The sequence below is a fragment of the Pseudomonas sp. R28(2017) genome, assembly GCF_002112505.1.
GTDB lineage: Bacteria > Pseudomonadota > Gammaproteobacteria > Pseudomonadales > Pseudomonadaceae > Aquipseudomonas.
The window spans coordinates 142097-160407 of record NZ_NEHW01000013.1; the positions used below are offsets into that span (position 1 = coordinate 142097).

An 18311-nucleotide genomic window follows, 5' to 3' on the forward strand; every position below is an offset into this window, starting at 1 on the left:
GAAATAAACAATACCTGCAGACACAAAAAACCGGGCACTAGGCCCGGTTTTTTGAAGCAGACAGAACGTCTTACTCAGCAGCTTCTACAGCACCGCCGACCGGACGATCAACCAGCTCGACGTACGCCATAGGCGCGTTGTCGCCAGCGCGGAAACCGCACTTCAGGATGCGCAGGTAGCCGCCCTGACGGGTGGCGTAACGCTTGCCCAGGTCGTTGAACAGTTTGCCAACAGCGGACTTCGAACGGGTACGGTCGAAGGCCAGACGACGGTTAGCAACGCTGTCTTCCTTGGCCAGGGTGATCAGCGGCTCGGCAACGCGGCGCAGTTCCTTGGCTTTCGGCAGGGTGGTTTTGATCAGCTCGTGCTCGATCAGCGACACTGCCATGTTCTGGAACATAGCCTTGCGGTGAGAGCTGGTACGGCTCAGGTGACGTCCACTTTTACGATGACGCATGATTCATTCCTTACCAAACACTACGTTCGGTGATTACGACGATCAGGCGGTCGCCTTGTCGTCTTTCTTAAGACTTGCAGGCGGCCAGTTGTCGAGGCGCATGCCGAGAGACAGACCACGAGAGGCCAGGACGTCCTTGATTTCAGTCAGGGACTTCTTGCCCAGGTTAGGAGTCTTCAACAGCTCTACTTCGGTACGCTGAATCAGGTCGCCGATGTAGTAGATGTTCTCCGCCTTGAGGCAGTTGGCCGAACGTACAGTCAGTTCCAGGTCGTCAACCGGGCGCAGCAGGATCGGATCGATCTCGTCTTCCTGCTCGACTACGACAGGCTCGCTGTCACCTTTGAGGTCGACGAACGCGGCCAGCTGCTGTTGCAGGATGGTCGCAGCGCGGCGGATAGCCTCTTCAGGATCCAGGGTGCCGTTGGTTTCCAGATCAATGACCAGCTTGTCCAGGTTGGTACGCTGTTCAACACGGGCGTTCTCGACCACATAGGCGATACGACGCACCGGGCTGAACGAAGCGTCCAGCTGGAGACGGCCAATGCTACGGCTTTCGTCTTCGTCGGTTTGACGGGAGTCAGCCGGCTCGTAACCGCGACCACGAGCTACAGTGAGCTTCATGTTCAGGGCGCCGTTGGACGCCAGGTTCGCGATTACGTGATCGGGGTTGACGATCTCGACATCGTGATCCAGCTGAATATCGGCAGCGGTAACCACCCCCGAACCCTTTTTCGACAAGGTCAGCGTAACTTCGTCACGACCGTGCAGTTTGATAGCCAGGCCTTTCAGGTTCAACAGGATTTCAATGACGTCTTCCTGAACACCTTCGATCGCGGAGTACTCGTGGAGTACGCCATCGATCTCGGCCTCGACTACTGCACAGCCAGGCATGGAGGACAACAGGATGCGGCGCAGCGCGTTGCCCAGGGTATGGCCGAAACCACGCTCGAGAGGCTCGAGCGTAATCTTGGCGCGGGTCGGACTGACTACCTGCACATCAATATGGCGGGGAGTCAGGAACTCATTTACCGAAATCTGCATGGATGCACCTATTTTCTAGCCCTTACTTGGAGTAGAGCTCGACAATCAGGTTTTCGTTGATGTCGGCAGACAGGTCGCCGCGAGCAGGAACGTTCTTGAAAACGCCCGACTTCTTAGCGGAATCTACGTCTACCCACTCAACGCGGCCACGCTGGGCGCACAGTTCAAGGGCTTGAACAATGCGCAGCTGGTTCAGCGACTTCTCGCGAACCGCGACCACGTCACCCGGACGAACTTGGTAGGATGGAATGTTTACAGTCTTACCGTTGACGCTGATCGCTTTGTGCGAAACCAGCTGACGGGACTCGGAACGAGTCGAGCCGAAGCCCATACGGTAAACGACGTTATCCAGACGGCACTCGAGCAGTTGCAGCAGGTTCTCACCGGTTGCGCCTTTTTTCGAGGCAGCAGCTTGGTAGTAACCGCGGAACTGACGCTCCAGAACACCGTAGATACGACGGACTTTTTGTTTCTCGCGCAGCTGGGTACCGTAGTCGGACTGACGGCCACGGCGCTGGCCGTGGATACCTGGGGCTGCTTCGATGTTGCACTTCGATTCCAGAGCGCGAACGCCGCTCTTCAGGAACAGGTCGGTGCCTTCACGACGAGACAGTTTGCATTTTGGACCAATGTAACGTGCCATTCTTCTGTCTCCTGATTACACGCGACGCTTCTTCGGCGGACGGCACCCGTTGTGCGGGATAGGCGTCACGTCGGTGATGCTGGCGATCTTGTAGCCGCAGCTGTTCAGTGCACGAACGGCGGATTCACGACCTGGACCTGGACCCTTGACGTTGACGTCGAGGTTCTTCAGACCATATTCCAGCGCAGCTTGACCAGCACGCTCAGCAGCAATCTGGGCTGCGAACGGGGTGGATTTGCGCGAACCACGGAAACCCGAACCACCGGAAGTAGCCCAGGACAGTGCGTTGCCCTGACGGTCGGTGATGGTCACGATGGTGTTGTTGAAAGAAGCGTGGATGTGGGCGATGCCATCAACCACTGTCTTTTTGACTTTCTTACGAGGACGAGCAGCAGGTTTTGCCATGTCTATATTCCTGGGCGATTACTTGCGGATCGGCTTACGCGGGCCCTTACGGGTGCGTGCGTTGGTCTTGGTGCGCTGACCGCGAACCGGCAGACCTTTACGATGACGCAGGCCGCGGTAGCAACCCAGGTCCATCAAGCGCTTGATCTTCATGTTGATGTCACGACGCAGGTCACCTTCGGTGGTGAACTTCGCGACTTCGCCACGCAGGGTTTCGATTTGCTCGTCGCTCAGATCCTTGATCTTTGCGGCTGGGTTGACACCAGCGTCTGCACAGATCTTCTGTGCAGTTGTGCGACCGACACCATAGATGTAGGTCAGCGAGATAACAGTATGCTTGTTATCTGGAATGTTGACGCCTGCAATACGGGCCATTCAGTGGGACTCCAATTGACAGCTACCTACGCCCCGGAAGCCAAGAAATAGGGCGCGAGATAATATCGCTGTAGAAACGAATAATCAACCCAGCAGCACACTAGCTGCTGGGTTTGAAGCGCAGATCACACTCAGCCTTGGCGCTGTTTGTGACGCGGTTCCGCGCTGCAGATCACTCGTACGACGCCTTCGCGACGGATGATCTTGCAGTTACGGCACAGCTTTTTCACCGATGCACGAACTTTCATTACCGACTCCTCGAACCTTAGGGGCGTATCAGCGCAGCAGACCGCTGCCACCGTAGCCTTTCAGGTTGGCTTTCTTCATCAGGGATTCGTACTGGTGCGAAACGAGGTGCGATTGTACTTGGGACATGAAGTCCATCACAACCACTACCACAATCAGCAACGAGGTCCCGCCAAGGTAGAACGGCACATTTGCTGCCACCACCAGGAACTGGGGCAGAAGGCAGACGGCCATCATGTAAAGAGCACCGAACATGGTCAGACGAGTCAGAACGCCATCAATGTAGCGTGCGGACTGCTCACCAGGACGGATACCCGGAATAAAGGCACCGGACTTCTTCAGGTTTTCCGCTACGTCTTTCGGGTTGAACATCAGCGCTGTGTAGAAGAAGCAGAAGAAAATGATCCCTGCACTAAACAGCAGAATGTTCAACGGCTGACCAGGAGCGATCGACTGCGAGACGTCCTGCAGCCAGCCCATACCTTCGGACTGACCGAACCAGGCACCCAGCGAAGCCGGGAACAGCAGAATGCTGCTCGCGAAAATGGCCGGGATAACCCCCGCCATGTTCACTTTCAACGGCAAGTGGCTGGTCTGCGCGGCGAAGACCTTGCGGCCCTGCTGACGCTTGGCGTAGTGAACGGCGATACGACGCTGACCACGCTCAATGAACACCACGAAACCGATGATCGCTACTGCAAGCAAACCGATTGCGACCAGGGCGAAAATGTTGATATCGCCTGTGCGTGCAGACTCGAAAGACTGCCCGATTGCTCTCGGAAGACCGGCAACGATACCTGCGAAGATCAACATCGAGATACCGTTGCCCACACCGCGCTCGGTGATCTGCTCACCCAGCCACATCATGAACATCGCGCCTGCCACGAAGGTGGAGACAGCAACGACATAGAAGCCGAGGCCTACAGAAAACGCCACGCCCTGGTTGGCCAGGCCAATGGACATGCCAATGGCTTGAACCAGTGCCAGGATAACGGTGCCGTAGCGGGTGTACTGGCTGATCTTGCGACGGCCAGCTTCACCTTCCTTCTTCAACTGCTCCAGTTGCGGGCTGACCGCCGTCATCAGCTGCATGATGATCGATGCCGAGATGTACGGCATGATCCCCAGTGCAAAGATGCTCATGCGCTCGAGCGCGCCACCGGAAAACATGTTGAACAAGCTAAGAATGGTCCCCTCATTCTGCCGAAACAGATCCGCCAGACGGTCCGGATTGATGCCGGGAACCGGGATATGCGCACCTATCCGATAGACGATGATCGCCATGAACAGAAAGCGCAGACGAGCCCAGAGTTCCGACATCCCGCCCTTACCGAGCGAAGAGAGAGCACCTTGCTTAGCCATTTATTCCTCGAACTTGCCGCCAGCTGCTTCGATAGCCGCACGCGCACCCTTGGTGGCTGCGATGCCCTTGATGGTGACTGCGCGAGTGACTTCGCCAGACAGCATGATTTTCACACGCTGTACGTTCTGGCCAATCACGTTGGCGTCTTTCAGGGACTGTACGGAAACCACGTCGCCTTCCACTTTGGCCAGCTCGGACAGACGCACTTCAGCGCGGTCCATGGCTTTCAGGGAAACGAAGCCGAACTTCGGCAGACGACGGTGCAGCGGCTGTTGACCGCCTTCGAAGCCAGGAGCGATCGAACCACCGGAACGGGAGGTCTGACCTTTGTGGCCACGGCCGCCAGTCTTACCCAGACCGCTACCGATACCACGACCTGGACGATGCTTCTCGCGACGGGAACCCGGCGCTGGACTCAGATCATTGAGTTTCATCGATTAACCCTCGACCTTCAGCATGTAGTAAGCCTTGTTGATCATCCCGCGGTTCTCGGGAGTATCCTGGACTTCTACAGTGTGACCGATGCGACGCAGACCCAGACCTTTAACGCACAGTTTGTGGTTAGGCAGGCGGCCCGAGACGCTCTTGATCAGCGTAACTTTTACGGTTGCCATGATTAGATGATCTCCTCAACGCTCTTGCCGCGCTTGGCAGCAATGGACTCAGGAGATTGCATGGCTTTCAGACCCTTGAAGGTGGCGTAAACCACGTTCACTGGGTTGGTCGAACCGTAGCACTTGGCCAGGACGTTCTGAACGCCAGCAACTTCCAGGACGGCACGCATTGCGCCGCCGGCGATGATACCGGTACCTTCCGAGGCAGGCTGCATGTAAACCTTCGAGGCGCCGTGGGCAGCCTTGGTGGCGTACTGCAGGGTGGTGCCCTTCAGGTCAACCTGGATCATGTTGCGACGAGCAGCTTCCATGGCTTTCTGGATCGCAGCAGGTACTTCGCGCGATTTGCCACGGCCGAAACCAACGCGACCCTTGCCATCACCCACCACGGTCAGCGCGGTGAAGGTGAAGATACGGCCGCCTTTAACGGTTTTGGCTACGCGGTTAACTTGAACCAGCTTCTCGATGTAGCCTTCGTCGCGCTTTTGATCGTTATTTGCCATAACTTAGAACTCCAGCCCGCCTTCACGAGCAGCATCAGCCAGCGCTTTGACGCGGCCATGGTACTTGAAGCCGGAACGGTCAAAGGCAACTTGAGATACACCGGCGGCTTTCGCACGCTCAGCTACCAGCTTGCCAACCTTAGTGGCCGCGTCGATGTTGCCGGTGGCACCATCACGCAGGTCTTTGTCCAAGGTCGAGGCGCTTGCCAGAACCTTGCTGCCGTCGGCCGAAATGACCTGGGCGTAGATGTGCTGCGAGGAGCGGAACACGCACAGGCGCACGACTTCGAGTTCGTGCATCTTGAGGCGTGCTTTGCGAGCGCGACGCAGTCGAATAACTTTTTTGTCGGTCATTTGCTAGGCCCTACTTCTTCTTGGCTTCTTTACGACGGACTGCTTCGTCCGCGTAACGCACACCCTTGCCTTTGTAAGGCTCTGGCGGACGGAACCCGCGGATTTCAGCGGCCACCTGACCTACCAGCTGCTTGTCGATACCCTTGATCAGGATGTCGGTCTGGCTAGGCGTTTCAGCGGTGATGCCGGCTGGCAGTTCGTAGTCCACTGGGTGAGAGAAGCCCAGGGCCAGGTTCAGGACGGTGCCTTTGGCCTGTGCCTTGTAACCAACACCGACCAGCTGGAGCTTGCGCTCGAAGCCTTGGCTTACGCCCTGGACCATGTTGTTGACCAGAGCACGGGTAGTACCGGCCATGGCGCGAGCTTGCTGGTCACCATTGCGAGCGACGAAACGCAGCTCGCCAGACTCTTCGGTAACTTCAACAGACGAGTGAACGTTCAGTTCGAGAGTGCCTTTGGCACCCTTCACCGAAAGCTGCTGACCGGCGAATTTGACTTCGACACCGGATGGCAGCTTAACGGGGTTCTTAGCGACGCGAGACATGTCTATCCCCCCTTAGAACACTGTGCAGAGAACTTCGCCGCCGACACCGGCAGCGCGCGCAGCGCGATCAGTCATCACACCTTTGTTGGTGGAGACAATAGACACGCCCAGGCCGCCACGTACTTTCGGCAGCTCAGTGACGGACTTGTACTGGCGCAGGCCTGGACGGCTGGAGCGCTTCAGTTCCTCGATGACCGGACGGCCTTCGAAGTACTTCAGTTCGATCGACAGGGAAGGCTTGGCTTCACCAGTAACCTGGTAGCCAGCGATGTAACCTTCGTCCTTCAGAACTTTGGCAACCGCGACCTTCAGAGTGGAGGAAGGCATGCTTACGACGGACTTTTCAGCCATCTGGGCATTACGGATGCGAGTTAGCATGTCCGCTAACGGGTCCTGCATACTCATGGGCTAGATGCTCCTGATACAAGAAATATTAGCCTTGCGGCTATCACAACCACCCAAACGGGCAGGGTAAAAAACCCAGGCTCGGGTGAGCCGGTCATTCTAGACACAAGGCAGAAACGAAACAAGCCCCACGAGGGGGCTTGTTTGTAGACGAGATCACCGGCGGTCGGAAGATTGCTCCCCTTCCGCCGGGACCCTGCCTGCAGCGATTACCAGGAGGCTTTGACCAGGCCTGGTACGTCGCCGCGCATTGCAGCTTGACGCAGCATGTTACGGCCCAGGCCGAACTTACGGTATACACCGTGAGGACGACCGGTCAGGCGGCAACGGTTGCGCAGGCGCGAAGCGCTAGCATCACGTGGCTGCTTCTGCAGAGCGACAACGGCAGCGAAACGCTCTTCTGGAGAGGCGTTCAGGTTGACGATGGTCGCTTTCAGCTCAGCACGCTTCTTAGCGAACTTGGCTACCGTGAGCTGACGCTTCAGCTCGCGGTTTTTCATGCTCTTCTTGGCCATTTTCCTACTCCAATCAGTTGCGGAACGGGAATTTGAATGCACGCAGCAGAGCGCGGCCTTCGTCATCCGAACGAGCAGTGGTGGTCAGGGTGATGTCCAAACCGCGCAGAGCATCGATCTTGTCGTAATCGATTTCCGGGAAGATGATCTGCTCTTTCACGCCCATGCTGTAGTTGCCACGGCCATCGAAGGACTTGGCATTCAGGCCGCGGAAGTCGCGTACCCGAGGCAGGGAGATCGCCAGCAGGCGGTCCAGGAATTCGTACATCTTGTCGCTACGCAGGGTCACCTTGACGCCGATCGGCCATCCTTCACGGACTTTGAAGCCCGCGATGGATTTACGAGCGAAAGTCACGACCGGCTTTTGACCGGTGATCTTTTCCAGGTCGGCAACAGCGTGCTCGATGACTTTCTTGTCGCCGATCGCTTCGCCCAGACCCATGTTCAGGGTGATCTTGGTAACGCGCGGAACTTCCATCACGTTCGACAGCTTAAGTTCTTCCTTAAGCTTAGGAGCGATTTCGTTCCGGTAAATCTCTTTCAGTCGTGCCATGGTCTTCTACCTAGCAGTGTTCAAGCATCAACCGCTTTTTGGGTCGACTTGAAGACACGAATTTTCTTACCGTCTTCTACTTTGAAACCAACGCGGTCAGCCTTGTTGGTTTCGCCGTTGAAGATGGCAACGTTGGAAGCGTGCAGAGGCGCTTCTTTTTCGACGATACCGCCCTGAACGCCCGCCATCGGGTTAGGCTTGGTATGACGCTTGACCAGGTTCACGCCACCGATGACCAGACGGTCATCAGCCAGAACCTTCAGCACCTTACCGCGCTTACCTTTGTCTTTGCCGGCGATCACGATGATCTCGTCGTCACGACGAATCTTTTGCATGTCGGATCTCCTTACAGCACTTCAGGGGCGAGCGAGACGATCTTCATGAACTTCTCAGTACGAAGTTCACGGGTCACTGGCCCGAAGATGCGAGTGCCGATCGGCTCTTGCTTGGTGTTCAGCAGAACAGCAGCGTTGCCGTCGAAACGAATGATGGAACCGTCAGCGCGACGTACACCGTGACGGGTACGGACGACAACAGCAGTCATCACCTGGCCTTTTTTGACCTTACCGCGCGGAATTGCTTCCTTGACGGTTACTTTGATGATGTCACCGATGCCGGCGTAACGGCGGTGCGAACCGCCGAGCACCTTGATGCACATGACGCGACGAGCGCCGCTGTTATCGGCCACATCGAGCATGGATTGAGTCTGAATCATAAAATTTCTCCGACCCCTAGCCCTTAGACTTCAACAGCGCGTTCGAGGACTTCAACCAGTGCCCAGGACTTGGTCTTGGCCAGCGGACGGGTTTCACGGATGGAAACCTTGTCGCCGATTTTGCACTGGTTGGATTCGTCGTGCGCGTGCAGCTTAGTCGAACGCTTAACGTATTTACCGTAGATCGGGTGCTTGACGCGACGCTCGATCAGAACGGTGATGGTCTTGTCCATTTTGTCGCTGACGACACGGCCAGTCAGCGTACGGACGGTTTTTTCAGCTTCAGCCATGATCACTTACCTGCCTGCTGGTTAAGCACAGTTTTCACGCGAGCGATGTCACGCTTAACTTGCGAGAGCAGGTGCGACTGCCCCAACTGGCCAGTTGCTTTCTGCATACGCAGATTGAACTGGTCGCGCAGCAAGCCGAGCAGTTGCTCATTCAGTTGCTGTGCAGATTTTTCACGAAGTTCATTCGCTTTCATCACATCACCGTCCGCTTAACAAAGGAGGTGGCGAGAGGCAGCTTTGCAGCAGCCAGGGCGAAAGCTTCGCGCGCCAGCTCTTCAGAAACACCCTCGATCTCGTACAGGACTTTACCTGGCTGGATCTGGGCAACCCAGTACTCCACGGAACCCTTACCTTTACCCATACGAACCTCGAGAGGCTTCTTGGAGATCGGCTTGTCCGGGAACACACGGATCCAGATCTTACCGCCACGCTTGACGTGACGGGTCAGCGCACGACGTGCGGACTCGATCTGGCGGGCGGTGAGGCGACCGCGAGCAACAGCTTTCAGGGCGAATTCGCCGAAGCTGACTTTGCTACCGCGCAGTGCCAGACCACGGTTGTGGCCGGTCATCTGCTTGCGGAATTTTGTACGCTTTGGTTGCAACATTTGGCGTACCCCTTACTTAGCAGCTTTTTTACGAGGCGCTGGTGCTTGTGGTTTCAGTTCTTCTTGGCGACCACCAATAACTTCGCCTTTGAAGATCCAAACCTTCACACCGATCACACCGTAGGTGGTGTGAGCTTCGTAGGTGTTGTAGTCGATATCGGCACGCAGGGTGTGCAGCGGCACACGACCTTCGCGATACCACTCGGTACGAGCAATCTCAGCACCGCCGAGACGACCGCTCACCTGGATCTTGATGCCCTTGGCACCAATACGCATGGCGTTCTGTACGGCGCGCTTCATGGCGCGACGGAACATTACGCGGCGTTCCAGCTGCTGAGCTACGCTCTGCGCAACCAGCATAGCGTCGAGTTCCGGCTTGCGGATCTCTTCGATGTTGATGTGCACAGGCACACCCATCTGCTTGGTCAGGTCCTGACGCAGCTTCTCGACATCTTCACCTTTCTTCCCGATAACGATACCTGGACGAGCGGTGTGGATGGTGATGCGTGCAGTTTGAGCCGGACGATGAATATCGATACGGCTTACGGACGCGCTTTTTAGTTTGTCTTGGAGGTACTCACGCGTTTTCAGATCCTTCAACAGGTAATCTGCGTAAGTAGCACCGTCTGCGTACCAGACGGAGGTGTGCTCCTTGACGATTCCCAGGCGAATGCCAGTGGGATGTACTTTCTGACCCATCTGATCGACTCCGTTACTTGTCCGCAACCTTGACAGTGATATGGCAAGACCGCTTGACGATGCGATCAGCACGGCCTTTGGCACGTGGCATGATGCGCTTCAGCGAACGCCCTTCGTTGACGAAGACGGTGGAGACCTTCAGGTCATCAACGTCTGCGCCTTCGTTGTGTTCGGCGTTGGCTACGGCCGACTCGAGGACTTTCTTCATGATTTCAGCGGCTTTTTTGCTGCTGAAGGCCAACAGGTTGAGCGCTTCGCCCACCTTCTTCCCGCGGATCTGGTCGGCGACCAAGCGGGCTTTCTGGGCGGAGATGCGAGCGCCCGACAACTTAGCGGCTACTTCCATTTCCTTACCCCTTAACGCTTGGCTTTCTTGTCAGCCACGTGCCCGCGGTAGGTGCGGGTACCGGCGAACTCGCCCAGTTTGTGGCCGACCATGTCTTCGTTCACGAGAACTGGGACGTGTTGGCGACCGTTGTGTACCGCGATGGTCAGACCGACCATTTGTGGCAGGATCATCGAACGGCGCGACCAGGTTTTAACTGGCTTGCGATCGTTCTTCTCCACCGCCACTTCGACCTTCTTCAACAGGTGAAGATCGATAAAAGGACCTTTTTTCAGAGAACGTGGCACTGTCGTATCCCTCTAGTTACTTGCGACGACGGACGATCATGTTGTCGGTACGCTTATTACCGCGGGTCTTCGCACCCTTGGTTGGGAAGCCCCATGGCGATACCGGATGACGACCACCGGAGGTACGACCTTCACCACCACCATGTGGGTGGTCAACCGGGTTCATGGCAACACCACGAACGGTTGGGCGAACGCCGCGCCAGCGTTTGGCACCAGCTTTACCCAGCGAACGCAGGCTGTGCTCGGAGTTCGAGACTTCGCCCAGGGTCGCACGGCACTCAGCCAGGACTTTACGCATTTCACCAGAGCGCAGACGCAGGGTCACGTAGACACCTTCACGAGCGATCAGCTGAGCCGAAGCACCAGCGGAACGTGCGATCTGAGCACCTTTACCCGGCTTCAGTTCGATGCCGTGAATGGTGCTACCTACTGGAATGTTGCGCAGCTGCAGGGAGTTACCGGCCTTGATTGGGGCCAGGGCACCTGCGATCAGCTGGTCGCCAGCGCTCACGCCTTTAGGGGCGATGATGTAGCGACGCTCACCGTCTGCGTAGCACAGCAGGGCGATGTGAGCAGTACGGTTCGGATCGTATTCGATACGCTCGACAGTGGCTGGAATGCCATCTTTGTCGTTGCGACGGAAGTCGACCAGACGGTAATGCTGCTTGTGACCACCACCAACGTGACGAGTGGTAATGCGGCCATTGTTGTTACGACCACCAGACTTCGATTTTTTCTCGATCAGCGGTGCGTGAGGAGCGCCTTTGTGCAGCTCCTTGTTGACCACCTTGACCACGAAACGGCGGCCAGGGGAAGTCGGTTTGCATTTAACGATTGCCATGATGCACCCCTTCCTTACTCAGCACTGCTGCTGAAATCGAGATCTTGGCCTGGCTGAAGGGAGACGATCGCCTTCTTCCAGTCATTACGCTTGCCCAGACCACGTGCGGTACGCTTGGTTTTACCCAGAACGTTAACAGTCGACACGTTTTCAACTTTTACGTTGAACAGGCCTTCGACAGCTTTCTTGATTTCCAGCTTGGTTGCATCGGTAGCAACCTTGAATACGAACTGGCCTTTTTTCTCAGCCAGAACGGTAGCCTTCTCGGAAACGTGCGGGCCAAGGAGGACTTTGAATACGCGTTCCTGGTTCATCCCAGCAGCTCCTCGAATTTCTTCACGGCCGAGACGGTGATCAACACCTTCTCGTATGCGATCAGACTGACCGGGTCGGAACCTTGAACGTCACGTACATCGACGTGCGGCAGGTTGCGAGCAGCCAGGTACAGGTTCTGATCAACAGCGTCGGAAACGATCAGTACGTCGCTCAGACCCATGCCGTTCAGCTTGTTCAGCAGATCTTTGGTTTTCGGCGCTTCAACAGCGAAGTCCTGAACCACGACCAGACGGTCGCTACGCACCAGCTCAGCGAGGATGGAGCGCAGGGCTGCGCGGTACATCTTCTTGTTGAGCTTCTGCGAGTGATCTTGAGGACGAGCTGCGAAGGTTACACCACCGCCACGCCAGATCGGACCACGGGTGGTACCAGCACGAGCACGGCCAGTACCCTTCTGACGCCATGGGCGCTTACCGCCACCGGCCACGTCGGAACGGGTCTTCTGCTGCTTGGTGCCCTGACGGCCGCCGGCCATGTAGGCCACGACTGCTTGGTGTACCAGCGTCTCGTTGAATTCGCCACCGAAAGCCAGTTCGGAAACTTCGATCGCCTGAGCGTCATTTACATTAAGTTGCATGTCAGTATCCCCTTAACCGCGAGCCTTGACAGCTGGACGTACAACCACGTCGCCGCCAGTAGCGCCAGGAACGGCACCTTTGACGAGCAGCAGGTTGCGCTCAGCGTCTACGCGAACTACTTCCAGGGACTGAACAGTCACGCGCTCGGCGCCCATGTGACCGGACATTTTCTTGCCCTTGAACACACGACCAGGAGTCTGGCACTGGCCGATGGAACCTGGGACACGGTGCGACACGGAGTTACCGTGGGTGTTGTCCTGGCCACGGAAGTTCCAGCGCTTGATGGTACCGGCGAAGCCTTTACCTTTGGACTGACCAGTAACGTCAACCAGCTGGCCTGCAGTGAAGAGTTCAGCTTTGATCGAGTCGCCAGCCTGGAACTCGCCTTCTTCAAGACGGAACTCCCAGACACCGCGACCAGCGGCAACGTTGGCCTTGGCGAAGTGGCCTGCCTGAGCGGCAGTCACACGCGAAGCACGACGCTCGCCGACAGTGACTTGCACTGCACGGTAGCCATCGGTTTCTTCAGTTTTGAACTGGGTGACACGATTCGGCTCGATCTCAATGACCGTGACCGGAATGGAGACACCTTCTTCGGTGAAAATGCGGGTCATACCGCACTTGCGACCGATTACACCAATAGTCATGTTGTAAACCTCATGAGTGTACGGGGCTTTCACCCGCTATGGCCGCCCATTTCAGAGCGTTACACGACTAGACCGAAGTCTTAGCCGAGGCTGATCTGTACTTCCACACCTGCCGCCAGATCAAGCTTCATCAGCGCGTCAACGGTTTTATCCGTTGGCTGGACGATGTCCAGAACACGCTTATGAGTGCGAATCTCGTACTGGTCACGCGCGTCTTTGTTGACGTGCGGGGAGACCAGAACGGTGAAACGCTCTTTGCGGGTAGGCAGTGGAATTGGACCACGCACTTGTGCACCAGTACGTTTCGCGGTTTCCACGATTTCCTGGGTGGATTGGTCGATCAGGCGATGGTCGAAAGCCTTCAACCTGATACGGATTTGCTGATTTTGCATTGGATTTCAGACTCCAGGCTGTTCCCAACGGACGCACTACGCCCGCTAAAAGGAGGCGTGATTCTATAGACGCCCCCATTTAGTGTCAACCCAATAAAAAAAACCCCCGCTGAGCGGGGGTTTTTTCAATCGGTCGAGTGATTACTCGATGATTTTGGCTACGACGCCGGCGCCGACGGTACGACCGCCTTCACGGATAGCGAAGCGCAGACCGTCTTCCATTGCGATGGTCTTGATCAGGGTAACAGTCATCTGAATGTTGTCACCTGGCATTACCATTTCAACGCCTTCCGGCAGTTCGCAGTTACCGGTCACGTCAGTGGTACGGAAGTAGAACTGAGGACGGTAGCCTTTGAAGAACGGAGTGTGACGGCCGCCTTCTTCCTTCGACAGGACGTAGACTTCTGCGGTGAACTTGGTGTGCGGCTTGACCGAACCTGGCTTGACCAGAACCTGGCCACGCTCAACGTCGTCACGCTTGGTACCACGCAGCAGAACGCCGCAGTTCTCGCCAGCACGACCTTCGTCCAGCAGCTTGCGGAACATCTCAACACCGGTGCAGGTGGTGGTGGTGGTGTCACGCAGACCAACGATTTCCAGCGGATCCTGAACGCGGACGATACCACGCTCGATACGGCCGGTAACAACGGTACCACGACCCGAGATCGAGAATACGTCTTCGATCGGCATCAGGAATGGCTGGTCGATGGCACGAACTGGCTCAGGGATGTAGGCATCCAGAGTTTCTACCAGCTTCTTGACAGCGGTAGTGCCCATTTCGTTGTCGTCTTTGCCTTCCAGCGCCATACGAGCCGAACCGATGATGATCGGGGTGTCGTCGCCTGGGAAGTCGTAGGTGGACAGCAGGTCGCGAACCTCCATCTCGACCAGTTCCAGCAGCTCGGCGTCGTCTACCAGGTCAGCCTTGTTCAGGAAGACCACGATGTACGGAACGCCAACCTGACGGGACAGCAGGATGTGCTCACGGGTTTGTGGCATCGGACCATCGGCGGCCGAGCAAACCAGGATCGCGCCGTCCATCTGGGCAGCACCGGTGATCATGTTCTTCACGTAGTCAGCGTGACCTGGGCAGTCAACGTGAGCGTAGTGACGAATGTTCGAGTTGTACTCGACGTGAGCGGTGTTGATGGTGATACCGCGCGCTTTTTCTTCTGGAGCCGAGTCGATCTTGTCGAACTCAACGACGGCCGAACCGAAAACTTCGGAGCAGACGCGAGTCAGAGCTGCGGTCAGAGTGGTCTTACCGTGGTCAACGTGGCCGATGGTGCCGACGTTAACGTGGGGAAGGGAACGATCAAATTTTTCTTTAGCCACGACAGTGAACCTCTTGCCTAAAGGGGATTAGCCTTGTTTTTTAACGAGTGCTTCGACGATGTTCGACGGAGCTTCGGCGTATTTGGAGAATTCCATGGAGTAGCTTGCGCGACCCTGAGACATGGAACGAACGTCGGTTGCGTAACCGAACATCTCTCCGAGCGGAACTTCAGCGCGGACGACGCGGCCGGAGACCGACTCATCCATACCTTGTACCAGACCACGACGACGGTTCAGGTCACCCATCACGTCACCCAGGTAGTCTTCCGGGGTTACAACTTCGACCTTCATGATCGGCTCGAGAACCACGCCGCCGCCCTTCTGGGCCAGCTGCTTGGTTGCCATCGAAGCGGCGATCTTGAACGCCATTTCGTTGGAGTCGACGTCGTGGTACGAACCATCGAATACCGCGGCCTTCAGGCCGATCAGAGGATAACCGGCAACAACGCCGTTTTTCATCTGCTCTTCGATACCCTTCTGGATCGCAGGGATGTATTCCTTAGGAATCACACCACCAACGACTTCGTTGGCGAACACCAGACCTTCGGTGATGTTGCCCTTGTCGTCCTGATCCGGCTCCGAGAAACGGATCCAGCAGTGACCGAACTGACCACGGCCGCCCGACTGACGAACGAACTTGCCTTCGATCTCGACGTTGGACTTGGTGATCTTCTCGCGATACGAAACCTGCGGCTTACCGATGTTGGCTTCGACGTTGAACTCGCGCTTCATGCGGTCAACGAGGATGTCCAGGTGCAGCTCACCCATACCGGAGATGATGGTCTGGCCGGTTTCTTCGTCGGTCTTGACGCGGAACGACGGGTCTTCCTGGGCCAGCTTGCCCAGTGCGATACCCATCTTCTCCTGGTCAGCCTTGGTTTTCGGCTCTACGGAGAGCGAAATTACCGGCTCAGGGAAGTCCATACGCTCGAGGATGATCGGCTTGTCGGCGTTGCACAGGGTGTCACCGGTGGTGACGTCCTTCATGCCGATCAGAGCAGCGATGTCGCCTGCACGTACTTCCTTGATTTCTTCACGCTGGTTGGCGTGCATCTGCACCATACGACCAACGCGCTCTTTCTTGCCCTTGACCGAGTTGATGACGGAGTCACCGGAGGTCAGGAAGCCCGAGTAAACGCGGACGAAGGTCAGAGTACCAACGAACGGGTCGGTGGCAATCTTGAACGCCAGGGCCGAGAACGGCTCGTTGTCGTCAGCGTGACGCTCGTCGTACTGCTCTGGCTTGACTTCATCCTTCGGCACTTCGGCCAGATCAGGGTGGATACCCTTGATCGCAGGAATTTCGGTCGGAGCAGGCAGGAAGTCGATGACGGCGTCGAGAACCAGGGGAACGCCCTTGTTCTTGAACGACGAACCGCAGACAGCCGGAACGATCTCGCTGGCCAGGGTGCGCGCGCGCAGGCCTGCCTTGATTTCTTCGACGGTCAGCTCACCTTCTTCAAGGTACTTGTTCATCAGCTCTTCGCTGGCTTCGGCGGCGGCTTCAACCATGTTGTTGCGCCATTCGTTAGCCAGGTCGACCATATCCGCAGGAATTTCTTCTTCGCGGTAGGTAGTGCCTTTGTCGTCATCGTTCCAGTAGATGGCTTTCATCTTGATCAGGTCAACCTGACCCTGGAAGTCGTCTTCAGCACCGATCGCCAGCTGGACCGGAACCGGGGTGTGACCCAGGCGGTTCTTGATCTGGCCGACAACGCGCAGGAAGTTGGCACCGGCACGGTCCATCTTGTTCACGTAGACAACACGTGGAACGCCGTACTTGTTGGCCTGACGCCATACGGTTTCGGACTGTGGCTCAACGCCGGAAGTACCGCAGAACACAACGACCGCGCCGTCGAGTACACGCAGCGAACGCTCTACTTCAATGGTGAAGTCAACGTGGCCGGGGGTATCGATGACGTTTACGCGGTAGTTGTCGTACTGACCACGGGAACCTTTCCAGAAGGTGGTAACGGCAGCGGAGGTAATGGTGATACCGCGCTCCTGCTCCTGCACCATCCAGTCGGTGGTCGCGGCGCCGTCATGCACCTCGCCCATCTTGTGGCTCAGACCTGTGTAGAACAGGATCCGCTCGGTAGTGGTAGTCTTGCCCGCGTCAACGTGGGCGCAGATACCGATGTTACGGTAGCGGTTAATTGCTGTAGTACGAGCCATAAAGCCCTCGCAAAATGATTGATGCTTGAATTAGAAGCGGTAGTGCGAGAACGCTTTGTTGGCTTCAGCCATACGGTGCACGTCTTCACGCTTCTTGACTGCAGCACCTTTGCCTTCGGCAGCATCCAGCAGTTCGCCGGCCAGGCGCAGAGCCATCGACTTCTCGCCGCGCTTGCGGGCGTAGTCTACGAGCCAGCGCATTGCCAGAGCGTTACGACGGGATGGACGAACTTCAACCGGAACCTGGTAAGTGGCACCGCCGACACGGCGGGACTTTACTTCGACCAGCGGAGCGATGGCGTCGAGAGCTTTCTCGAAGATTTCCAGGGGGTCGCTGTTCTTGCGTGCTTTGACGGTATCCAGGGCACCGTAAACGATGCGCTCGGCTACGGCCTTCTTGCCGCTTTCCATCACGTGGTTCATGAACTTGGCGAGGATCTGGGATCCGTACTTCGGATCGTCAAGGATCTCACGTTTTGCTGCTACACGACGTCTTGGCATGATAAGCCCTCAAACGGTCTTCAGGTTAGCCCGGGACGTGGGTCTTCGACCCCTGCCCGACCTTACTCTTATCGACTCAAAAAAATGGATGTCTGCAAACGGCCGATTACTTCGGACGCTTGGTACCGTATTTCGAACGACCCTGGTTACGGCCTTTAACGCCCGAAGTATCCAGAGAGCCGCGAACGGTGTGGTAACGAACACCTGGCAAGTCTTTTACACGGCCGCCACGGATCAGGACGACGCTGTGCTCTTGCAGGTTGTGGCCTTCACCACCGATGTACGAGGAAACCTCGAAACCGTTGGTCAGACGCACACGGCATACTTTACGCAGTGCCGAGTTAGGTTTTTTCGGCGTGGTGGTGTACACGCGGGTGCACACGCCACGACGCTGCGGGCAGTTCTGCAGCGCAGGAACGTCGGACTTCTCGACCGAACGCTTACGCGGCTGACGTACCAGCTGGTTGATAGTTGCCATCTACTAGCTCCACTGATTGTCTTGCGACTCTATTGTCTTGCAAGAAAGCCAAAAATTGGCGAG

At 56.7% G+C, this 18311-nt stretch carries 32 protein-coding genes; all 32 read right to left on the bottom strand.

The genetic code is table 11. The features are described from left to right. Nucleotides 1-70 precede the first annotated feature (70 nt). The 32 genes from rplQ to rpsL all read right to left on the bottom strand — a co-directional run bounded on the left by rplQ (nt 71) and on the right by rpsL (nt 18248). On the bottom strand, nt 71-457 hold the full coding sequence (rplQ, locus tag CAF78_RS21695; RefSeq protein WP_003255451.1) for a 50S ribosomal protein L17: 387 nt from the start codon (nt 455-457) through the stop codon (nt 71-73). Between the two features lie 42 nt (nt 458-499). Then, nucleotides 500-1501 carry a DNA-directed RNA polymerase subunit alpha gene (gene rpoA, locus CAF78_RS21700; RefSeq protein ID WP_003255452.1) on the bottom strand — a complete coding sequence of 334 codons (1002 nt, stop codon included), beginning with the start codon at nt 1499-1501 and terminating at the stop codon, nt 500-502. A 22-nt stretch (nt 1502-1523) separates the two neighbouring features. Continuing rightward, on the bottom strand, nt 1524-2144 hold the full coding sequence (gene rpsD / locus CAF78_RS21705) for a 30S ribosomal protein S4 (protein ID WP_027917844.1): 621 nt from the start codon (nt 2142-2144) through the stop codon (nt 1524-1526). Between the two features lie 15 nt (nt 2145-2159). Continuing rightward, on the bottom strand, nt 2160-2549 hold the full coding sequence (gene rpsK, locus CAF78_RS21710; protein ID WP_003255454.1) for a 30S ribosomal protein S11: 390 nt from the start codon (nt 2547-2549) through the stop codon (nt 2160-2162). Nucleotides 2550-2567: 18 nt separating this feature from the next. Further along, a complete protein-coding gene (rpsM, locus tag CAF78_RS21715; RefSeq protein ID WP_003255457.1) occupies nt 2568-2924 on the bottom strand; it encodes a 30S ribosomal protein S13 in 357 nt (118 codons plus the stop codon). A gap of 131 nt (nt 2925-3055) precedes the next feature. Next, the gene (gene rpmJ / locus CAF78_RS21720; RefSeq protein ID WP_002555468.1) at nt 3056-3172 is read right to left on the bottom strand and encodes a 50S ribosomal protein L36; all 117 of its coding nucleotides are present in this window, start codon (nt 3170-3172) and stop codon (nt 3056-3058) included. Nucleotides 3173-3200: 28 nt separating this feature from the next. Continuing rightward, a complete protein-coding gene (gene secY / locus CAF78_RS21725; RefSeq protein WP_085677069.1) occupies nt 3201-4532 on the bottom strand; it encodes a preprotein translocase subunit SecY in 1332 nt (443 codons plus the stop codon). Continuing rightward, nucleotides 4533-4967, bottom strand: coding sequence for a 50S ribosomal protein L15 (gene rplO, locus CAF78_RS21730; RefSeq protein WP_023382625.1), 435 nt, complete (start codon nt 4965-4967; stop codon nt 4533-4535). It abuts the gene before it with no gap. Between the two features lie 3 nt (nt 4968-4970). Continuing rightward, nucleotides 4971-5147 carry a 50S ribosomal protein L30 gene (rpmD, locus tag CAF78_RS21735; protein WP_003255463.1) on the bottom strand — a complete coding sequence of 59 codons (177 nt, stop codon included), beginning with the start codon at nt 5145-5147 and terminating at the stop codon, nt 4971-4973. A 2-nt stretch (nt 5148-5149) separates the two neighbouring features. Beyond that, a complete protein-coding gene (gene rpsE, locus CAF78_RS21740) occupies nt 5150-5650 on the bottom strand; it encodes a 30S ribosomal protein S5 (RefSeq protein ID WP_023382626.1) in 501 nt (166 codons plus the stop codon). Between the two features lie 3 nt (nt 5651-5653). Further along, a complete protein-coding gene (gene rplR, locus CAF78_RS21745) occupies nt 5654-6004 on the bottom strand; it encodes a 50S ribosomal protein L18 (protein ID WP_003255467.1) in 351 nt (116 codons plus the stop codon). A 10-nt stretch (nt 6005-6014) separates the two neighbouring features. Beyond that, nucleotides 6015-6548 carry a 50S ribosomal protein L6 gene (gene rplF / locus CAF78_RS21750; protein WP_054887033.1) on the bottom strand — a complete coding sequence of 178 codons (534 nt, stop codon included), beginning with the start codon at nt 6546-6548 and terminating at the stop codon, nt 6015-6017. A gap of 12 nt (nt 6549-6560) precedes the next feature. Beyond that, nucleotides 6561-6953, bottom strand: coding sequence for a 30S ribosomal protein S8 (gene rpsH / locus CAF78_RS21755; protein WP_019097628.1), 393 nt, complete (start codon nt 6951-6953; stop codon nt 6561-6563). Between the two features lie 209 nt (nt 6954-7162). Beyond that, a complete protein-coding gene (rpsN, locus tag CAF78_RS21760) occupies nt 7163-7468 on the bottom strand; it encodes a 30S ribosomal protein S14 (protein WP_003255472.1) in 306 nt (101 codons plus the stop codon). A 13-nt stretch (nt 7469-7481) separates the two neighbouring features. Then, entirely contained in the window at nt 7482-8021 is a 540-nt protein-coding gene (gene rplE, locus CAF78_RS21765; RefSeq protein ID WP_003255474.1) for a 50S ribosomal protein L5, read from the bottom strand. A gap of 20 nt (nt 8022-8041) precedes the next feature. Next, entirely contained in the window at nt 8042-8356 is a 315-nt protein-coding gene (gene rplX, locus CAF78_RS21770; RefSeq protein WP_003255476.1) for a 50S ribosomal protein L24, read from the bottom strand. Between the two features lie 11 nt (nt 8357-8367). After that, the gene (rplN, locus tag CAF78_RS21775; protein WP_008089810.1) at nt 8368-8736 is read right to left on the bottom strand and encodes a 50S ribosomal protein L14; all 369 of its coding nucleotides are present in this window, start codon (nt 8734-8736) and stop codon (nt 8368-8370) included. Between the two features lie 23 nt (nt 8737-8759). After that, nucleotides 8760-9026, bottom strand: a complete 267-nt coding sequence (gene rpsQ, locus CAF78_RS21780; protein ID WP_008089812.1) for a 30S ribosomal protein S17 — start codon at nt 9024-9026, stop codon at nt 8760-8762. Between the two features lie 2 nt (nt 9027-9028). Next, nucleotides 9029-9220, bottom strand: a complete 192-nt coding sequence (rpmC, locus tag CAF78_RS21785; RefSeq protein ID WP_002555481.1) for a 50S ribosomal protein L29 — start codon at nt 9218-9220, stop codon at nt 9029-9031. Continuing rightward, nucleotides 9220-9633, bottom strand: a complete 414-nt coding sequence (gene rplP / locus CAF78_RS21790) for a 50S ribosomal protein L16 (RefSeq protein ID WP_003255479.1) — start codon at nt 9631-9633, stop codon at nt 9220-9222. Before rplP ends, rpmC begins: the two co-directional genes overlap by 1 nt. A 12-nt stretch (nt 9634-9645) precedes the next feature. After that, entirely contained in the window at nt 9646-10332 is a 687-nt protein-coding gene (rpsC, locus tag CAF78_RS21795) for a 30S ribosomal protein S3 (protein ID WP_003255481.1), read from the bottom strand. Nucleotides 10333-10345: 13 nt separating this feature from the next. Beyond that, nucleotides 10346-10678 carry a 50S ribosomal protein L22 gene (gene rplV / locus CAF78_RS21800; protein ID WP_003103908.1) on the bottom strand — a complete coding sequence of 111 codons (333 nt, stop codon included), beginning with the start codon at nt 10676-10678 and terminating at the stop codon, nt 10346-10348. Nucleotides 10679-10689: 11 nt separating this feature from the next. Beyond that, nucleotides 10690-10965, bottom strand: a complete 276-nt coding sequence (rpsS, locus tag CAF78_RS21805) for a 30S ribosomal protein S19 (RefSeq protein ID WP_003255482.1) — start codon at nt 10963-10965, stop codon at nt 10690-10692. Nucleotides 10966-10981: 16 nt separating this feature from the next. Beyond that, complete coding sequence (rplB, locus tag CAF78_RS21810) at nt 10982-11806, bottom strand: 50S ribosomal protein L2 (protein ID WP_003255483.1); 825 nt, start codon at nt 11804-11806, stop codon at nt 10982-10984. Between the two features lie 14 nt (nt 11807-11820). Then, nucleotides 11821-12120, bottom strand: coding sequence for a 50S ribosomal protein L23 (rplW, locus tag CAF78_RS21815; RefSeq protein WP_003255484.1), 300 nt, complete (start codon nt 12118-12120; stop codon nt 11821-11823). Next, complete coding sequence (gene rplD / locus CAF78_RS21820; RefSeq protein WP_060509677.1) at nt 12117-12719, bottom strand: 50S ribosomal protein L4; 603 nt, start codon at nt 12717-12719, stop codon at nt 12117-12119. The genes rplW and rplD overlap by 4 nt, the downstream gene beginning before the upstream one ends. A 12-nt stretch (nt 12720-12731) precedes the next feature. After that, nucleotides 12732-13367, bottom strand: a complete 636-nt coding sequence (gene rplC / locus CAF78_RS21825; RefSeq protein ID WP_027917847.1) for a 50S ribosomal protein L3 — start codon at nt 13365-13367, stop codon at nt 12732-12734. An 80-nt stretch (nt 13368-13447) separates the two neighbouring features. Beyond that, entirely contained in the window at nt 13448-13759 is a 312-nt protein-coding gene (gene rpsJ / locus CAF78_RS21830; RefSeq protein ID WP_003186070.1) for a 30S ribosomal protein S10, read from the bottom strand. 141 nt (nt 13760-13900) lie between these two features. Next, the gene (gene tuf / locus CAF78_RS21835) at nt 13901-15094 is read right to left on the bottom strand and encodes an elongation factor Tu (protein ID WP_010951775.1); all 1194 of its coding nucleotides are present in this window, start codon (nt 15092-15094) and stop codon (nt 13901-13903) included. A 27-nt stretch (nt 15095-15121) separates the two neighbouring features. Beyond that, nucleotides 15122-17269, bottom strand: a complete 2148-nt coding sequence (gene fusA, locus CAF78_RS21840; RefSeq protein WP_085673186.1) for an elongation factor G — start codon at nt 17267-17269, stop codon at nt 15122-15124. A gap of 30 nt (nt 17270-17299) precedes the next feature. Beyond that, a complete protein-coding gene (gene rpsG / locus CAF78_RS21845) occupies nt 17300-17770 on the bottom strand; it encodes a 30S ribosomal protein S7 (protein WP_003246741.1) in 471 nt (156 codons plus the stop codon). 106 nt (nt 17771-17876) lie between these two features. Then, nucleotides 17877-18248, bottom strand: coding sequence for a 30S ribosomal protein S12 (rpsL, locus tag CAF78_RS21850; protein ID WP_003255492.1), 372 nt, complete (start codon nt 18246-18248; stop codon nt 17877-17879). Between the last annotated feature and the right edge of the window lie 63 nt (nt 18249-18311).